This is a genomic window from Chryseobacterium sp. MYb264 (assembly GCF_035974275.1).
GTDB lineage: Bacteria > Bacteroidota > Bacteroidia > Flavobacteriales > Weeksellaceae > Chryseobacterium.
This window is the reverse complement of the sequence record NZ_CP142422.1, coordinates 3,079,870-3,096,600: the sequence shown is the minus strand read 5'-3', so window position 1 is coordinate 3,096,600 and position 16,731 is coordinate 3,079,870. Positions and strand designations below refer to the sequence as shown.

General features: G+C 37.5%; 11 protein-coding genes. All 11 read left to right on the top strand.

The annotated features are described in order from the left end of the window. The 11 genes from topA (at position 1) to bamA (ending at position 16,727) form a co-directional block, all read left to right on the top strand. Complete coding sequence (gene topA / locus VUJ46_RS13270) at positions 1-2,592, top strand: type I DNA topoisomerase (RefSeq protein WP_326981228.1); 2,592 nt, start codon at positions 1-3, stop codon at positions 2,590-2,592. Between the two features lie 150 nt (positions 2,593-2,742). Next, positions 2,743-3,819 carry a glycoside hydrolase family protein gene (locus tag VUJ46_RS13265; protein ID WP_326981227.1) on the top strand — a complete coding sequence of 359 codons (1,077 nt, stop codon included), beginning with the start codon at positions 2,743-2,745 and terminating at the stop codon, positions 3,817-3,819. A gap of 202 nt (positions 3,820-4,021) precedes the next feature. After that, positions 4,022-5,578 carry a hypothetical protein gene (locus VUJ46_RS13260; RefSeq protein ID WP_326981226.1) on the top strand — a complete coding sequence of 519 codons (1,557 nt, stop codon included), beginning with the start codon at positions 4,022-4,024 and terminating at the stop codon, positions 5,576-5,578. Between the two features lie 4 nt (positions 5,579-5,582). Beyond that, positions 5,583-6,653 carry a formimidoylglutamase gene (locus VUJ46_RS13255; RefSeq protein WP_326981225.1) on the top strand — a complete coding sequence of 357 codons (1,071 nt, stop codon included), beginning with the start codon at positions 5,583-5,585 and terminating at the stop codon, positions 6,651-6,653. Positions 6,654-6,656: 3 nt separating this feature from the next. Continuing rightward, a complete protein-coding gene (locus VUJ46_RS13250) occupies positions 6,657-7,655 on the top strand; it encodes a glycosyltransferase family 2 protein (protein WP_326981224.1) in 999 nt (332 codons plus the stop codon). 95 nt (positions 7,656-7,750) lie between these two features. Continuing rightward, positions 7,751-8,878: an MraY family glycosyltransferase gene (locus VUJ46_RS13245; protein ID WP_326981223.1), complete on the top strand. Its 1,128-nt coding sequence runs from the start codon at positions 7,751-7,753 to the stop codon at positions 8,876-8,878. A gap of 30 nt (positions 8,879-8,908) precedes the next feature. Next, entirely contained in the window at positions 8,909-9,799 is an 891-nt protein-coding gene (locus VUJ46_RS13240; RefSeq protein ID WP_442784931.1) for a polysaccharide biosynthesis/export family protein, read from the top strand. After that, a complete protein-coding gene (locus VUJ46_RS13235) occupies positions 9,796-12,288 on the top strand; it encodes an exopolysaccharide transport family protein (RefSeq protein ID WP_326981221.1) in 2,493 nt (830 codons plus the stop codon). Before VUJ46_RS13240 ends, VUJ46_RS13235 begins: the two co-directional genes overlap by 4 nt. 212 nt (positions 12,289-12,500) lie before the next feature. Beyond that, a complete protein-coding gene (gene porG / locus VUJ46_RS13230) occupies positions 12,501-13,394 on the top strand; it encodes a type IX secretion system protein PorG (RefSeq protein WP_326981220.1) in 894 nt (297 codons plus the stop codon). Positions 13,395-13,400: 6 nt separating this feature from the next. After that, a complete protein-coding gene (locus tag VUJ46_RS13225) occupies positions 13,401-14,150 on the top strand; it encodes an isoprenyl transferase (RefSeq protein ID WP_326981219.1) in 750 nt (249 codons plus the stop codon). A gap of 27 nt (positions 14,151-14,177) precedes the next feature. Then, entirely contained in the window at positions 14,178-16,727 is a 2,550-nt protein-coding gene (gene bamA / locus VUJ46_RS13220; RefSeq protein ID WP_326981218.1) for an outer membrane protein assembly factor BamA, read from the top strand. Positions 16,728-16,731: the final 4 nt, after the last annotated feature.

The window sequence follows — 16,731 nt, the reverse complement described above, 5'->3', positions numbered from 1 at the left end:
ATGTCGAAAAATTTAGTAATCGTTGAGTCACCGGCAAAAGCAAAAACTATTCAGAAATATTTAGGGAAGGATTTTGAAGTAAAATCCAGTTTTGGACATATCCGGGATTTACCTAAAAAAGGGATGGGGATTGATTTGGCCACCTTCAGTCCGGATTATGAAGTTTCTGCAGACAAGAAGAAATTGGTAACTGAGTTGAAAGCCGCCGTGAAAAAAGCCGAAATGGTTTGGCTGGCTTCCGATGAAGACCGCGAGGGAGAGGCTATTGCATGGCACTTGGCGGAAGAGCTGAAACTGAAACCGGAAAACAGAAAAAGAATTGTTTTCCATGAGATTACTAAAAATGCCATTCTAAAATCTATTGAGAACCCCAGAGATATAGATCAGAACTTGGTAAATGCTCAACAGGCTAGACGAGTTTTAGACAGGATCGTGGGCTTCGAAATGTCTCCTGTACTTTGGAAAAAAGTGAAACCGGGCTTGTCGGCAGGTAGAGTACAGTCAGTTGCTGTAAGATTAATCGTTGAAAGAGAAAAAGAGATTCGTGAGTTTACTCCGAAAGCAAGTTTCAAACTAGATGGTATTTTCTTAAACGCAACAGAGCAGGAAATTGCTGCGAAACTAAAAAAGGATTTCGAAAACGAAGAAGACGCAGAAAAGTTCTTAGAATTAGCAAGAACAACGGAGTTTAAAGTGTTAAATGTTGAAACCAGACCGGGGACACGATCTGCTTCTGCGCCGTTTACAACGTCTACACTTCAACAGGAAGCTTCTTCAAGATTAGGATATAATGTGACCAACACGATGCGTCTTGCACAAAGATTGTACGAAGAAGGGTACATTACCTATATGAGAACCGACTCGGTAAACCTTTCTCAGGAGGCTATCGAAGGTGCAAAAAAACAAATTACTTCAGAATACGGAGCGGAATATTCTGCACCAAGAAACTATACTACAAAATCTGCATCGGCACAGGAAGCTCACGAAGCAATCCGTCCCACTGATTTTGCAGTGAAAAGTATCGGTGATTCTCAGTTAAATAGACTTTATCAGTTAATTTACAGAAGAACACTGGCTTCTCAAATGGCCAATGCTAAAATTGAGAAAACAGTAATCGAAATCGGAAACACAAAGCTTCCTCAAAACTTTGAAGCGCAAGGTGAAGTGATCATTTTTGATGGTTTCTTAAAAGCGTACGGAATCGTAAAAGCGGAAGATGATGACGATGAAAACAACGATAAATTACTTCCGAAAGTAACAGTTGGTGAAGTTTTAGAATATAAAAAAATTACCGCTACAGAAAAATTCACAAGGCCAAGCGCGAGATATACGGAAGCTGGTTTGGTCAGAAAGCTGGAAGAATTGGGAATCGGTCGTCCATCGACTTATGCACCAACCATCCAGACGATTCAAAACCGTGAATATGTTGATAAAAGAGAGATCGATCCACAGACCAGAGAAGTGGTGAAGATGTCTTTAGTAAAAGATAAAATTAAAAAAGAAGTCCTTAACGAGAAATTCGGAGGGGATAAAAATAAATTCGTTCCTACGGACACGGGTGAGGTGGTAAGTGATTTCTTAACAGATAATTTCAAAGAAATCTTAGATTACGGTTTCACGGCAAGAGTAGAAGAAAGCTTCGACGAAATTGCCAACGGTGACCAGAAATGGAAAGAAATGATGACGGATTTCTACTCAAAATTCCATCCGAGAATTGAAGATGTGGAAGAAAATGCAGACCGTGCCACGGGAGATAGGCTTTTAGGGGTCGATCCGGGCACAGGTAAAAATGTTCACGCAAGAATCGGACGATTTGGCGCTATGATTCAGATTGGTGAAACAGACGACGAAGAAAAACCTATTTTCGCATCATTAATGGCTGGACAGAATATAGCAACCATCACCTTTGAGGAGGCCATGGAGTTATTCAGACTTCCATTTGATCTTAGCGAAGTAGACGGGCAGCCTGTTTCTGTCGGTGTAGGTAGATTTGGACCTTATGTAAAGTGGGGCGAAACGTACATCAGTATTCCAAAAGGAGAAGATCCGCTTTCTGTAGATCAAAAACGTGCCGAAGAGATCATTAGCGAAAAGAAAATTGCAGATGCACCGATTGCATCGTACAAAGGTGTGCCAATTACAAAGGGAACGGGAAGATTTGGTCCTTTTATTAAGTATCAAAGTATTTTCATTAATGTTCCGAAAAAATATAACTTCGAAAATCTTTCTCAAAGCGACATCAATGAATTGGTAGAGGCTAAGCTGGAAAAAGAGGCCAACCGTTATATTCAGCAATGGGAAGCCGAAAAAATTTCCATTGAAAATGCAAGATGGGGTCCTATTGTAAAGCATGGGAAGAATATTTATAAAATTCCAAAGAAGAAAGATGATACCAAATACGAAAGCGAGGAGCTGAAAGGTATTTCTCTTGATGAGGTTAAAAAATGGATCACCGATCAGGATCCTAAAGCTTTTGCAGAAAAGAAAAAACCAGCGGCTAAAAAAGCAGCTACTAAGAAAACAACGGCTACTAAAAAGGCGACAACAACAGTGAAAAAGCCGGCGGCGAAGAAACCGGCAGCGAAGAAATAAATAAGTTTTGAAATAATAGATATAAAGGCTGTCCGAAAAAGGGCAGCCTTTTCTTTGTGCGGATTTATTTCAAAGTACATGTGATACCACCTGAAACCTCAGGACACTACTTACTCCCGTTTCTTCTAAATTAGCTTTCAAATAAATCCAATGGAAAAACCCTTCACCCGCAAAGAATTTCTAAAAATTTCCGCTTTAGGTATTGCTGCTGTATTTTTCGGATCATCATTTACAGGTTTATTATCCTCAGAAGAAAAACCCTATTTCAATTTAAAACCTATTGGAAGATCTTTGGCTTTGGAAGGTTATTATATCTGGTGCAGTTCTCCGATTTGGGGTGAAGACGGAAAGATTCATCTTTTTTATTCCCGATGGAAAAAAGAAAAAGGAATGGGCGGTTGGTTGAACGGTTCTGAAATCTGTCGCGCAGAAGCTAATTCGCCTTTTGATGAATTTCAACACAAGCAGGTTGTTTTAGCTCCACGTGGCGAAGGTTTTTGGGATGCCACCACTTGTCACAATCCTTTAATTAAAAAAGTTGGTAAAGACTATCTGTTATTCTTCATGGGAACTTCTAACGGGAAAACAAATACCAAAAGAATAGGGCTGGCAACATCGAAAAGTCTTGACGGAGATTGGAACAGGCCGGAAAAACCATTACTTCTTCCCGGAAAAGAAGGCGCTTGGGATGATCATTGCACAACGAACCCTGCTTTTGTAAAAGGAAACGACGGAAAATACTGGCTGTTTTACAAATCCTGGAACACAAAAGAATACGAAACACAAAAAGGACCTGTGAGAGGAAATCGGAAATACGGATTGGCAAAATCAAATTCTCCATTTGGACCTTACGAAAAAGTGTCAGAAAATCCTGTGATTGATTTTTCATCATTACCCAATAATGCACAATTGGAAGATGCTTTTGTCTGGGAACACAAAGGTATATTTCACATGATAGCCCGTGATATGGGATTTTTTAATCATGAATATGGTTTACATTTAACATCCAAAGACGGTATTCACTGGACAAAGCCCGAAATTGCTTACCTGAATATGGCTCATTGTATCAGTGAAGCAAAGCCTCCTCAGCATCTAACCCGTTTCGGAAGGTTAGAAAGACCTATGGTTTTGCTGGATAAGGAGGGAAAAGCTCCTCAATTTTTATTCGGAGCCACGCAGGGAGGAGCATTTGGAACGTCAACTACTTTTGTATTTGAGATTTTATAGAATGGTGTACAGGTTGAATTCTTTAAACTTATGATAAGAAGCTGTTAACAAACGGACTTTTATGGTGGTTAAATAATTTTATTTTAATACTTTTGATTCCCATAAAGAAGTAACAAGATAATAAATGATGACCGTGCTGTCGTTTTACGGGAGATTTTTGTGATGGAGATTCGATTATTATTTTGTTCAATAAATGAAAAAGATGAAAAAAAAGCTATTACTTTTCACCGTGTTCGGAGTGCTGGGAATTTTGATTGTGCTGAGTATACAATCGGTAACTGATTTTGCCGGAAGATTTATTTATCCGCTCGATGACAGCTACATTCATCTTTCGATGGCAAAAAGTTTTGCCGAATCAGGGGTTTGGGGAATTACCAAACACGAGTTTTCATCTACTACTTCCTCTCCATTTTTTACTTTTTTACTATCAGTTGTCATCAGGGTATTTGGAGACTGGGAGTATATTCCTCTGGTGTTAAACAGTATAGCCGGCGTGCTTTTATTAGTTGTCCTCCATCAATACTTAAAAAGATATTCTTTAATTACTTACGGTGTTGTACTTTTGGGCGTTCTGTTTCTTATGCCACTACATTTGATGATCATCTCCGGGATGGAGCATGTTTTTCATACCCTGACCATGGTACTTATTTTATTTTTTTTCAGGCAGTATATAGAAAAAGGAGAGGCCGGAACCTTTTGGATGATGGTCTTGTTTTCGTTTTTGGCGACAGGTTTTAGATATGAAAGCCTGTTTTTTATTCTTTTTATCTGTATCTATCTCTTCTTTATGAAAAGAGAATTTTCCAAAAGTATTCTACTAGGGGTGGTTTCTTTATTACCCGTGGTAATATATGGCTGGTTATCGATTCGGGAAGGTTCATTCTTTTTACCCAATTCATTGATCTTAAAAGGCAATACGTTCACGGGGCTGGGAGCATTTCTGATAAGGATTGGCGGGAATATATACCGGGGATTTTCAGTGATGATTCTTTTCTTGATTTTATTGGTTCAGATTTTTGTATTTTCAAAGAGTGGAAAATCGATTTCGGATAAAATTGTAAAAAATGCGGTTGGCTTAGTGGTCTTTGGAGGATTTGGAATTCATGTTTTATTTGCCAATTTTGGCTGGATGATTCGCTATGAGGCGTATCTGGCTGTGTTGGTTTTATTGGCCATTGCTCCGTTTTTAGAAATGGTTTTTGAGCGAAAAAAAGAGATGAAATATGTATTTGCCGGTATTATTATTGTCTTTGCAGCGTCTTTTTATATCCGTTTTATTAGGATGATTCATTACCAGAAAGTAGCTTCAAAAAATATCTATGAACAGCAGATTCAGCTGGCAGATTTTCTACACCAGTATTACCCTAACTCCAGGGTGATCGTTAACGATATCGGTGCAATTTCTTATTTTAATAATATTTATTTGCTCGATACATTTGGTTTAGGAAGTATTAAAGTAGCTGAACTGCGTAAAAATGACCATGGAAAATTTATCAGAAATAAGCCGTTGGAAGACTATGTTAAGAAAACAGCCATAGATGAAAATTTCGAACTTGCGATCGTGTACGAACGCTGGGTGAAGATGCCTGATGATTTTATCAAAGTGGCGACACTATCTATACAGAATAACTATATTTGCGGTGGTCCCACGGTTACTTTTTATGCCATACGGAGTCAGGATGCCGGAAAGTTAAGGGCTCAGCTGACCGAGTTTTCCAGGCATATACCTAAGGATGTTTCTTTACAAATATTAAAGTAAGAGAATGGATTTTGAAGATTTTATCATTTCACCTGGAAATTTCAAAACTGAAAGCTGGCAAATTGGCAGGGGAATTACAAAGCAGATAAAGGAGGACAGCATTGTTCTGCTCTTTGTCTCGGATTACAGAGGAGCCGGTGGAGATGCCGAAGTGCAGAACTTTGCCGGAGTGAGAAAAGAGTTTTATAAATTGTCGCAGCTGGATTTTGAAATCCCCATGGTAGATCTGGGAGATCTTGTTTCGGGGAAATCTGTTCAGGATTCCCACTATATCTTGCAGGAAGTACTTTCTGTATGTCATTCTATGCGGGCAATTCCGGTGGTGATCGGTGGATCTAATGATTTTGCATTTTCGCTCTTTTCGGTTTTAAATCTTCATACCAAAAGCATTAATTATACACAGATAAGTAATACCATCTCTCTTCAGCAGGGAGAGATGATTAATGAACATACTTTTTTAAGTAAGATTTTTGGAGCAAAAGATTTTGGAATCAAGAATTATCATCATTTAGGATATCAAAAGCATTTGAATGAAGTTGATTCTGTAAGACTGATTAAAGAAGTTGAATTTGATATCATCCGTCTGGCAGAGATGATGAACTCCACCGAGAAAACAGAACCTTTTTTTAGAAAAGCAGATTTGGTGACCGTTAATTGCGATGCTATCGAGAGTTTCGGCGAGCCTATCTCGATGAACCCTCAGGTAAATGGGCTTAACAGAAGAGAGATCTGTGCCTATATGAAAGAAATAGGATTAAGTGAAAATCTGAAATCAGTCGGGATTTTTAATTATAATATTTACTCGGATAATCAGCTGAATCACCAGCTGCTCGCCCAGATGATATGGTATCTTACGGAGGGGATTAATATCCAGAGGTCTCATCCTAAGGAAAGACAATATGAGATCTTTTACGTTCTTGTGGATGAACGGCAGTACGCCTTTAAAAGGGATACATTCAGTAATCTCTGGTATTTTGGCGATGATGAGAATATAGAAAATTGTATTCCGTGTTCGAGGAAAGATTTTGACGAAGCCAAAAAGGGCTGGCTTAATACGAGACTTACCAAATTCTGATATATGAGGAATATTGCTAAAGTTTCTGTGATCGTTCCGGTTTACAATGTAGAGGAATACCTGGGGAAATGTCTTGATTCTTTACTGAATCAGACACACAAAAATATTGAGATTGTAGTGGTAAATGACGGAAGCACCGATCATTCGGAACATGTTATTCAGGAATATACCCGCCAATATCCTGATAAGATTAAATCTTTTTCTAAAGAAAACGGTGGGCTGAGTGATGCCCGGAATTACGGAATAGACAGAGCTACAGGAGACTATATCGGCTTTGTGGATAGTGATGATTATGTGTCGCCTTCCATGTTTGAAGAAATGACTGCTCTGGCACTTAAACATCAGTGTAAAATGGTTATCTGTAATATTCAGAAAGTAGACCAGCATGGGAAAATTACCCAAAAACTGACCCAGATTCCTAATATGCCGGAAAAAATAGATTTGAACAGCCATTTTTCAGTTTTTTCAGATGTAAGCTATTTTGCATGCAATAAACTGTTTAGTAAGGACCTTTTTAAAGATAAAAGATTTAAGAAAGCCGCTCATTTTGAGGATATTCAGCTTATTCCACAGCTTTTGTTGGAATGTGATACGATCGCTCAGACCCAGAATTTTCATTATCAATATCTTGAACGCAGTGATTCTATCACCAAAACCCATACAGAGCGGGGCTTGGATATACTAAAAGCTGTTGAAGATGTAGAAATTGTTTTTGAGAATTCACGATATGCGCATAAAGAGAAAGAGCTTAAAAACTTCCAGATTTTTGAGGGGGTTTATTCTTTTCTGGCCTATTTAGCATTCGTGAAGAATGAGGAGTTATTTTATAAAATGTCTGAAAAATTAGAGGATTTCCGTAATCGGAGAAATATTAAAATTAAAGATATATTGCAGTATAGTCGTTTTGATAAAAATTATCTGTTATATTTGCCTCTGAAAAAAAAGATATTTTATCTGTTATTTTTTGCGGGCCAGCAAAAACTATTAAGAAAAATATTGTAAATACAAATGAGCGTTCGATTATTTCGGTTTCTGTAAACCTTGAGTGAAGGTGATATCGTTGACAGTATCTAAACACATACTTGATAAGAAAAAAAATGAAAAATTTTGAATTGTTCTTGCGTGAGATGGATGTTTCTATTTTTTATGTAAAAATAGGACTGGGATTTTTATTCTCTTTTTTAATCTCCTTTTTTTCGATTCCTACAATTGTAAAAATTTCCCGAAGAAAAAACCTGATGGACGAGCCTGGGATTAGAAGTTCCCATATCCGGAAAATACCCAATCTAGGTGGGATTGCCATATTTTTTTCAATAGGGGTCTGCACGTCGATATTTGCATATGAGCTTTTTGATCTGTATAAATTCCTTTTTGCTTCACTGGTCATCCTCCTGTATGTTGGAGTGATGGATGATATTGTCGTGATGAGGGCTTATAAAAAACTTGTCGCACAGATTGTAGTTTCCGCTCTTATTGTGATTGGTTCTGATATAAGAATCCGGAATCTGTTCGGTATCTTTGGAGTGTATCAGCTGGAATATTGGGTAAGTCTCATTTTCAGTATTGTTACGTTTATTATTCTTATCAATGCCTTCAATCTTATTGATGGGATTGACGGCCTTGCCGGTGGATATTCTGTGATATGCAGTGCGCTGTTTGGGATCAGTTATTACCGTCTTGGTGAATATAATTACCCTCTGGTCGTGCTTTCGGTAGTAATTATTGGAGCTGTGCTGGCTTTCTTATATTACAATCTATCCAATTACAGGACCAATAAAATATTTATGGGCGATACCGGTTCTATGCTGCTGGGTTTTCTACTTGCCTTTACTTCAGTTTGTTTCATCGATATTTTTATAGATAAAGCACTTCCGAATGTACCGAGATATCATTTGCAGTCGGCTCCTGCCGTTGCTGTTGCGATTCTCATACTTCCGATCGTGGACACCCTGAATGTGATCATCATTAGGCTGTCCAATAAAAAATCACCTTTTGTAGCAGATAAAAATCATATTCACCATAAATTATTAAAATTAAACTTAACACACAGAAGGTCAAGTTTTTATATTATATGCTATTATCTTTTTATAGTGGCAGCAGCCTATTATTTCAGACATTTAAATATAAACTTATTATTATTTATTATTCTTGTGCTGGGCTTTATCGGTGCTTATCTGCCCGATATTATTTATCTTTTTAAAAATAATAGGGAGACAACCAATTAAATCTTTACTTTTGCAAACAACGTTGAAAATATGATGAAAAACCCGAAGTATTTATTTTTAGCACTACCTTTCTTTTTAGCATCTTGTATCAGTACAAAAGATGTGAGGTATATGCAGCCTAATGAGTCCCTTGTTATCAATGAGGAGGGATTGGTACCTTATAATGTTCCTATCTACAGAATTACCAAAAATGATATTTTAAATCTTAATATTATTACAACCCCCAAAGGAGACGCCGCGCAGTTTTATGCTTCTGTGAATACATCCGGAAGTACAGTGGCTCCCGGTACAAGCAATCCCGTTACCGGTTCTGCAGTAGGCGGTGCTGTTATAGGAAATACAGGTGGGGGAGGCCCAAGGGGAGGAAATATCAATTTTTATTTCAACGGACTTAAAGTGGATTCTAAAGGAGACATTAATGTTTTCGGAATAGGCTATATTAAAGCGGAGGGAAGAACAATTGAAGATATACGCCAGGAAATTCAGGATAAAGTGAATGAAAATTTCCAGGAAGGAAAAACCGAGGTGAGACTCAATACAGACGGAATTACTTATTATATACTGGGAGATGTTGAAACAACAGGTCTTACCGGTGAAAAAGTGGTTCATAAAAATACACTTTCCATTACTGAAGCTCTAGCGATTAACGGAGGATTGAACAGAACCGTTGACAGAAAAAACATCGTGATTCACAGAAAGCTTCCTGAAGGAATTAAGATTGCTAAAATTGATCTTACCCGTGAAGATGTTATGAATTCTCCTTACTATTATGTACAAAACGGAGATGAAATTTTACTCAATACGAGAACAAAGAATCTGAACGGATTTGGAAAAGATCCATCTCAGACGCTTACAACAGGTATTTCCCTGCTTTCGACTGTAGTTACTGTTTATTTACTCTTTAAATCACTTTCAAAATGATCCCAGAAAAAGACGCTACAGTAGAAAAAACAGTGGTTAAAGAAAAATACGGTTCTTTTGCCTTATTCGATGTCGAGCACTTTATAAGAAGGATCCTTAAAAACTGGTATTGGTTTGCCTTTATGCTGTTTATCGGGTATATCGTTTCCTATATATATGGCAAGTATTATGCGCAGAATATCTATTCTTCCAACCTTTCTTTAAGTGTTTCCAGTAATACGGCAAGCTATTTCACGCCGAGCCAGTCTATCAACTTTATTTGGGGACAAAATGGTAATCAGGACGGGATTTTTCTAAAAAAAATGTTAGTCTCCAGGTCTCATAACGAGTTTTTGGTAAAGGAACTTGATCTTTTTATAAATTATTCTACTAAGGGGGCTATAAAATCTACTTATCTTGATAAAGATGATTCTCCTGTTTTTGTGCAGGTTGATAAAAAACATCTTCAACAGGTAAATTATCCAATTACCTTCATCCCTAAAAGTGCCGGTACGTATGAGGTTGTTTTGCCGGAGGAAGGGCAGTCAACTAATCTTTACAGCTATGAGGTCGAAGGATATCAGTCGATAAAACCTTTCTCAAGGCCTGCCAATAAGATTATTAAGGTGGGGGAGTGGTATAATTCGCCCAATTTAAGATTTAGGTTATTGCAGAATCCTGTGGTACCACAACTCAAGCTTGATAATATCATTGTGACATTAGGAACCGTTAATCAGACGGTTAACAATATTGTGTCTACCATTAATATCGAATTTGATAAAGAGATAGGAAGCATAATGATTATCAGTAAAACAGGTTTTAACCTGAACGGGACTGTTAATTTTCTGAATAAATCTGTGAGTGAACTTCAGAAGAAAAGACTTGTTGATAAAAATACTGTCGATAAGAATACGCAGGAGTATCTTCAGGGTAATTTAAGTGCGATCAGAAAAAAACTTGATTCAAGTGCTGCCGTATTGAACTATCTTAAAACAACTGAAAAGTTATACGATATTAAAGACAGGGACGAAAAGTCCTTAACAAAAATCAAAGATCTGGAAGCTAAAAAAGCGGATCTCGAAAGTAAACTTTCTTCTTTAAATGAAATAAAGAGAAGTCTTGAAGCCCAGAGTTTTGATAATATGATCAGTACAGATGCCGCAGGATTTCAGGATGGATTGTTCACCGCTTCTGTTACGGAGCTTAAAGCACTGTATCTTAAAAGAAGAGAAATGGCATCTATTTACAGGCCTGATTCTGAGCCTATGAAAGAAATAGACCGGTTAATTAAGGATGCCCGTTTTACCTCTAATGGTTCTTTGAGAAATTACTATGCGAAATTCTATGAAGAGATTGAGAAAATCAATAAAGAGGTAAGCGATGCCAATTCTGATCTGGTGGGATATCCCGAAAAACAGAGAAGATATCTGGATGCCGAAAGAGGATATAATATGATTGAGGCCACCTATAACAGCTTACTTGCCCGACAGAATGATACGCAGATGAGGATGGCGACCAATCAATCTGATATCACAGTGATTGACCCGGCAAAAAACGTAGGACAATCACCAATCGGTCCTAATGTAAAAGCGATGAAAATCGGAATTTACGGGGTTCTTCTTTGTATGCCTTTGATTTTTATGCTGGTAGGAGAATTACTGGATAATAAAATAAGAAATATCAAAGAGCTTCTCAGCGCAACACGTATTCCGTTGCTGGGAGTTATTGGTAATAATAACAACGAAAATATGCTTACCGTATTGGAGCAGCCTAAGTCATCTGTTTCCGAAGCATTCAGGGGAGTTCGTGCCAACGTGAGATTTCTTTCCAATGAGAACGGTAAGAGTAAGGTAATCCTGGTAACATCGTCTATTGGTGGAGAAGGGAAGACTTATGTATCCATAAATCTTGCCTCAGTTCTTGGGTTAAGTGATAAAAGAACTATTTTGTTGGGAATGGATCTTAGAAAACCTAAAATTTTTGGTGATTTTAAAATTGACAACAAATATGGTATTTCAAATTATCTTACCGGAGAAGTGGATATTGATCAGGTGATCAATAAAACCAATATTCCTAATCTTGATGTAGCCACTTCGGGACCTATTCCTCCCAACCCGTCAGAACTGTTAATGAGTCAGCGAAATATCAAGTTTATTGAAGAGCTTAGAGAAATCTATGATTTTATTATAATTGACTCGCCTCCTGTAGGGCTGGTAGCAGATTCTTATGAACTCATGAAATATTCTGATGCCAATATTTATGTTGTTAGACATGAGTACACGGAAAAGTATATGCTGAAGATGATTACCGAAAAGTATCATAACAACGAAATTGAGCATTTGGGGCTTGTATATAATGATTATAATACGAAGCAGGGCTATGGTTATGGCTACGGTTACGGCTATGGCTACGGCTATGGTTACGGATATTTTGATGAAGATAAAAATTACAAAGAACCAATGCTGATAAGGCTACGAAATAGGGTGCAGGCACTCTTAAGCAGAAAATAACAGAACAAACCCTCATATAATGGGGGTTTGTCTTATAGAAAGAATGCGAAATCTATTAAAAAAAGAATATTTTTGCTACTTTATCGTTTACTTTATAACAAATTATGTTTTTTTGTTTATTTTTAACTAAACATTAAGATTATCATTAATATAAAAATGTTTTATATTTGCAAAAATTAAATTTTAAAATAACCATAAATCCATATTCTTTTATGAATAGAAAATTATTGTTTAGCTTCCTTGCCGCATTAGGAACTGTGGTAAGTGTTAAAGCTCAAAGAAACGAACTGGGTGTTCGTCTAGGTATGAGTAACCTAGTGGGGGATATAGGAAAAACGAATTATCTTTTACAAGAGCCATTGGATTTAGGTAGAGCATCAGATTGGGGAGTGCCGTTTTATGGAGGTTTATTATACCGATTTAATTTTAATCCCTATCAAACAATCAGATTGGATCTTGGATATAACCAGATTCAGTTTAGTGATAAAGTTGCAAAGGAAGATTACAGAAGACACAGAAATTCTTATGGTAAGAATGATGTATATGAAGGAAGCTTAGTATTTGAATATAATTTCTTCCCAGTGAATAACGAACAGGTGAGTATGGTAAGTCCATATATTTTCGGAGGTATCGGAGCGTTAGTGTACGATGCACCCAAAGCAACCCTCAGTCATGACTTTAGAAGGGATGCCGATGGGGTGGCACAGGCTCCAATCAATGAATTGGACTTTGTGACTACAGCGCAGTACTCTACAGGAACGAAAACTACCGTGCATATTCCTTTTGGAATTGGTTTAAAATATAAATTTAACTACAACTGGGGGATTTTTGCGGAAGCTACCTTTAGATATACGCTGACTGATCAGCTGGATTATAGCAATATTCTTTCAAAAGATGTGAAGTCTTCCTATAATGCTGATATTAAAGATCCTGCTACAAACGGGTCTTTGCTGCAGTCAGGTGCTTATTATGTTGTATCGAAGGAAAGAGAAGCCGAGTTTACAAATAAGAGAAATGTGGGGGACAGTAACTCCAAAGATTGGATCAATACATTCAGCTTAGGGTTAACGTATTCGTTTGGAAGACCTCCGTGTTATTGTGATTAATTAAATATGTCATTGATTAAAAATAAAATAAATTCTGAGAATTTACCAAAACATGTAGCCATCATTATGGATGGTAACGGGAGATGGGCAAAGTCTCGTGGCGAAGAAAGAACTTTCGGTCACAGGAATGCCATTAATGCAGTAAGAAATGCGATTAATGCTTGTAATGAAATTGATATTCCGTATCTGACGCTTTATACCTTTTCTTCGGAAAACTGGAGCCGTCCTACTGAAGAAGTAAACACTTTGATGAGCTTGTTGGTGGAGACCCTGCTGCTGGAAGCAGAAGAGATCTTCAGCAAAGGTTTGAGAATGCATGTCATTGGTAACTTAGAAAAATTACCAACGCTGGTAAGGGAACAATTATTACGCGTGGTAGAACTTACAAAAGAAAACACAAAAGGTAATTTGGTGTTAGCGATTAGCTATGGCTCACAAAATGAGATACTGAATGCCGTAAAAAATATAAGTTCTGATGTGAAAGAGGGCAAGGTGGATGTAGAAAATATAGATGAAAAATTATTTGAAAACTATCTCTATACTAAAGATTTTCCTCCTGTTGATCTCCTTATCAGAACAAGTGGTGAAGTAAGAATTAGCAATTTCCTCCTTTGGCAAATCGCTTATGCTGAACTACAGTTTTTAGATGTTCTTTGGCCGGATTTCAGTAAGGATATTTTCTTCCAGTGTATCGTAAATTATCAGAACAAGGAAAGAAGATACGGCCTTACCGGTGAACAAATAAAAATCCAATAATTTTAAGAAAAGAAAGACTACGATAAAATGAAGTTTAGACTATTACCCATCGTTATGTTTGCTGCTTCTGCACATTTCTATGGACAGGCAACGCCACAAGACAGCACGAAAGTGAATAATGCTGCTGTACACGCAGATAGCCAGACAGGAACTTATGTTCTTAAAGACATTGTTGTAGATGGGGTGAAAAAGTATACACCGGCACAAATCTTAAGATTTACGGGCCTATCAAAAGGAGAAAGTGTGGATATCCCCGGACAGAAAATCAGTAATGCGGTTAAGAAACTATGGGATACCCAGTCTTTCTCGGAGGTAGAGGTATATGTACAGAGTATTGAAGGTGAAACAATCGTGTTGAGATTCTATCTTCAGGATCTTAAAGAACTCGGGGAAGTGAAATTTACCGGGAAAGGGATTGGTAAATCTAAAAACGAAAAACTGGCGAAGGATAATAACTTAAAGCCCGGAACCAAAATCACTCAAAATTTAGTTTCAAGCCTTAAAACAAATATTCCTAAAGATTATGTAAAGAAAGGTTTTGCTGATGCTAAGATTACCATTCAGGATAAAGTGAATGCGGGAGATCCTAGCCTGGTAGACTGGACTATTAACGTAGAAAAGGGAAAAAGAGTAAAAATCGATCACATAGAGTTTGAAGGTAACGAAAACGTTACCGACAGCAAACTTAGAAATAAAGCCTTCAAAGAAACAAAACAAAAAAGGTTTGGTATCGGAGGAATCCTGAAATCGTCAAAATTTATTGAAGACAAATATCAGGAAGACAAGCAAAACCTTATTAACTACTACAACTCTTTGGGGTACAGAGATGCTATTATTGTTTCGGATTCTGTTTGGAGAAACAAGAGAAACAATTATGAGATCAATGTCAAATTAAAAGAAGGTAAGCAATATTATATCGGCGATGTTACATTCACCGGGAATACTGTTTTTGCTACAGAATATTTACAAAGACTTTTAGGATATAAAAAAGGAGATATCTATGATGCAGTAGGTTTCAACAAAAAAGTGGGTGAAGACGGAGGTAAGGAAGATGATTCTGATATCAAATCGGTCTATATGAACAATGGATATCTTTTCTCTAACGTAACACCGGTTGAAAAGTCGGTAGACGGAGATAAAATCAATCTTGAGATCCGTATTACGGAAGGAGAAAAAGCAACTTGGAATAAAGTTACCTGGCAAGGTAACGTGACCACGCATGACCACGTTATTCTTAGAGCATTAAGAACAAAACCAGGAAACCTTTTCGCAAAAAGTGATATTAAAAGAACCTATTTTGACCTGGCCGGGATGCAATTCTTCGACCCGCAGCAGGTAGGTCAGGATATACAGCCTAATCAGCAAGATAATACGGTGGATATCAACTGGAAACTGGTAGAAAAAGGTTCTTCTCAGGTGCAGTTACAGGCAGGTTACGGAGGTAATAGCTTTATCGGAACTTTGGGATTGACGTTTAATAACTTCTCCCTTAGAAACTTCCTGAAATTTAAAGATTTCAAACCGGTTCCTCAGGGAGATGGCCAGACCCTGTCTATTCAGGCACAGGCCGGACAGTACTTCCAAAATTACGGTGTGTCTTTCACAGAACCTTGGTTGTTCGGAACGAGACCTACAGCGCTTTCGGTAAGCATTAATAACTCAAGAGTAAGATATAGCTCATCACTGACGTCTACAAGTACGGACGCATCAAAATTGAATATTTTCTCCGCATCCGTAGGTCTGAACAGACAATTACTGTGGCCGGATGACTATTTCTCATTATATACAGGAGTTCAGTATCAAAAGTATGATTTCCAGAATTATCCTTTTGAATTTGGAAATACAACAGAAAACTACGGTTCAGCCAATAACTTCAGTTTAAACGTAGGATTGAGCAGAAACTCGGCGGGTATAGATCCTATATTCCCGACAGTAGGTTCCAATATCGAACTTTCTGCGAAATTTACACCTCCCTATTCCTTATTTGGACACAAGGATTATTCAACCATGACTCCTACTGACAAATACAAGTGGATGGAATTCTATAAAGTGAAGTTTAAAGCTGACGTTTATAACGAAATCATCGGTAAATTGGTGCTTAGATCTTCTGCGGAAATGGGATTCATGGACGGATATAACAAAGAATTGGGAGCTCCGCCATTTGAAAGATTCTACGTAGGGGGTACCGGTTTATTCGGTGGCCGATTCGATGGTAGAGAGCTGATTCCTTTAAGAGGATATGAAAATGCATCAAGTTATGGTGGTGAAGCGGATGATATTACTCAAAGAGGAGGGGGAACAATCTATAACAGATTTACTTTAGAATTAAGATATCCTATTTCCCTAAATCAAACCGCTAAAATATATGCACTAACATTTGCTGAAGGAGGTAATGTTTGGAACTCCTGGGGAAATTATAACCCTTTCCAGTTGAAAAGATCAATCGGGGTCGGAGTGAGAGTCTATATGGGAGCATTTGGTTTGATCGGATTTGACTTTGCGTACGGATTTGATAAAACAATCAGTGGTCAGGTTTCAGGAAACAGAACCCACTTCTTAATGAACCAATCATTATAATCCA

What these genes read in the sequence shown, in the direction of transcription:
- VUJ46_RS13250 (WP_326981224.1), top strand. Translation starts at nt 6,657, where the DNA reads ATGAGGAATATTGCTAAAGTTTCTGTGATCGTTCCGGTTTACAATGTA.
- porG (WP_326981220.1), top strand. Translation starts at nt 12,501, where the DNA reads ATGAATAGAAAATTATTGTTTAGCTTCCTTGCCGCATTAGGAACTGTG.
- VUJ46_RS13225 (WP_326981219.1), top strand. Translation starts at nt 13,401, where the DNA reads ATGTCATTGATTAAAAATAAAATAAATTCTGAGAATTTACCAAAACAT.
- VUJ46_RS13260 (WP_326981226.1), top strand. Translation starts at nt 4,022, where the DNA reads ATGAAAAAAAAGCTATTACTTTTCACCGTGTTCGGAGTGCTGGGAATT.
- topA (WP_326981228.1), top strand. Translation starts at nt 1, where the DNA reads ATGTCGAAAAATTTAGTAATCGTTGAGTCACCGGCAAAAGCAAAAACT.
- VUJ46_RS13265 (WP_326981227.1), top strand. Translation starts at nt 2,743, where the DNA reads ATGGAAAAACCCTTCACCCGCAAAGAATTTCTAAAAATTTCCGCTTTA.
- VUJ46_RS13245 (WP_326981223.1), top strand. Translation starts at nt 7,751, where the DNA reads ATGAAAAATTTTGAATTGTTCTTGCGTGAGATGGATGTTTCTATTTTT.
- VUJ46_RS13240 (WP_442784931.1), top strand. Translation starts at nt 8,909, where the DNA reads ATGATGAAAAACCCGAAGTATTTATTTTTAGCACTACCTTTCTTTTTA.
- VUJ46_RS13255 (WP_326981225.1), top strand. Translation starts at nt 5,583, where the DNA reads ATGGATTTTGAAGATTTTATCATTTCACCTGGAAATTTCAAAACTGAA.
- VUJ46_RS13235 (WP_326981221.1), top strand. Translation starts at nt 9,796, where the DNA reads ATGATCCCAGAAAAAGACGCTACAGTAGAAAAAACAGTGGTTAAAGAA.
- bamA (WP_326981218.1), top strand. Translation starts at nt 14,178, where the DNA reads ATGAAGTTTAGACTATTACCCATCGTTATGTTTGCTGCTTCTGCACAT.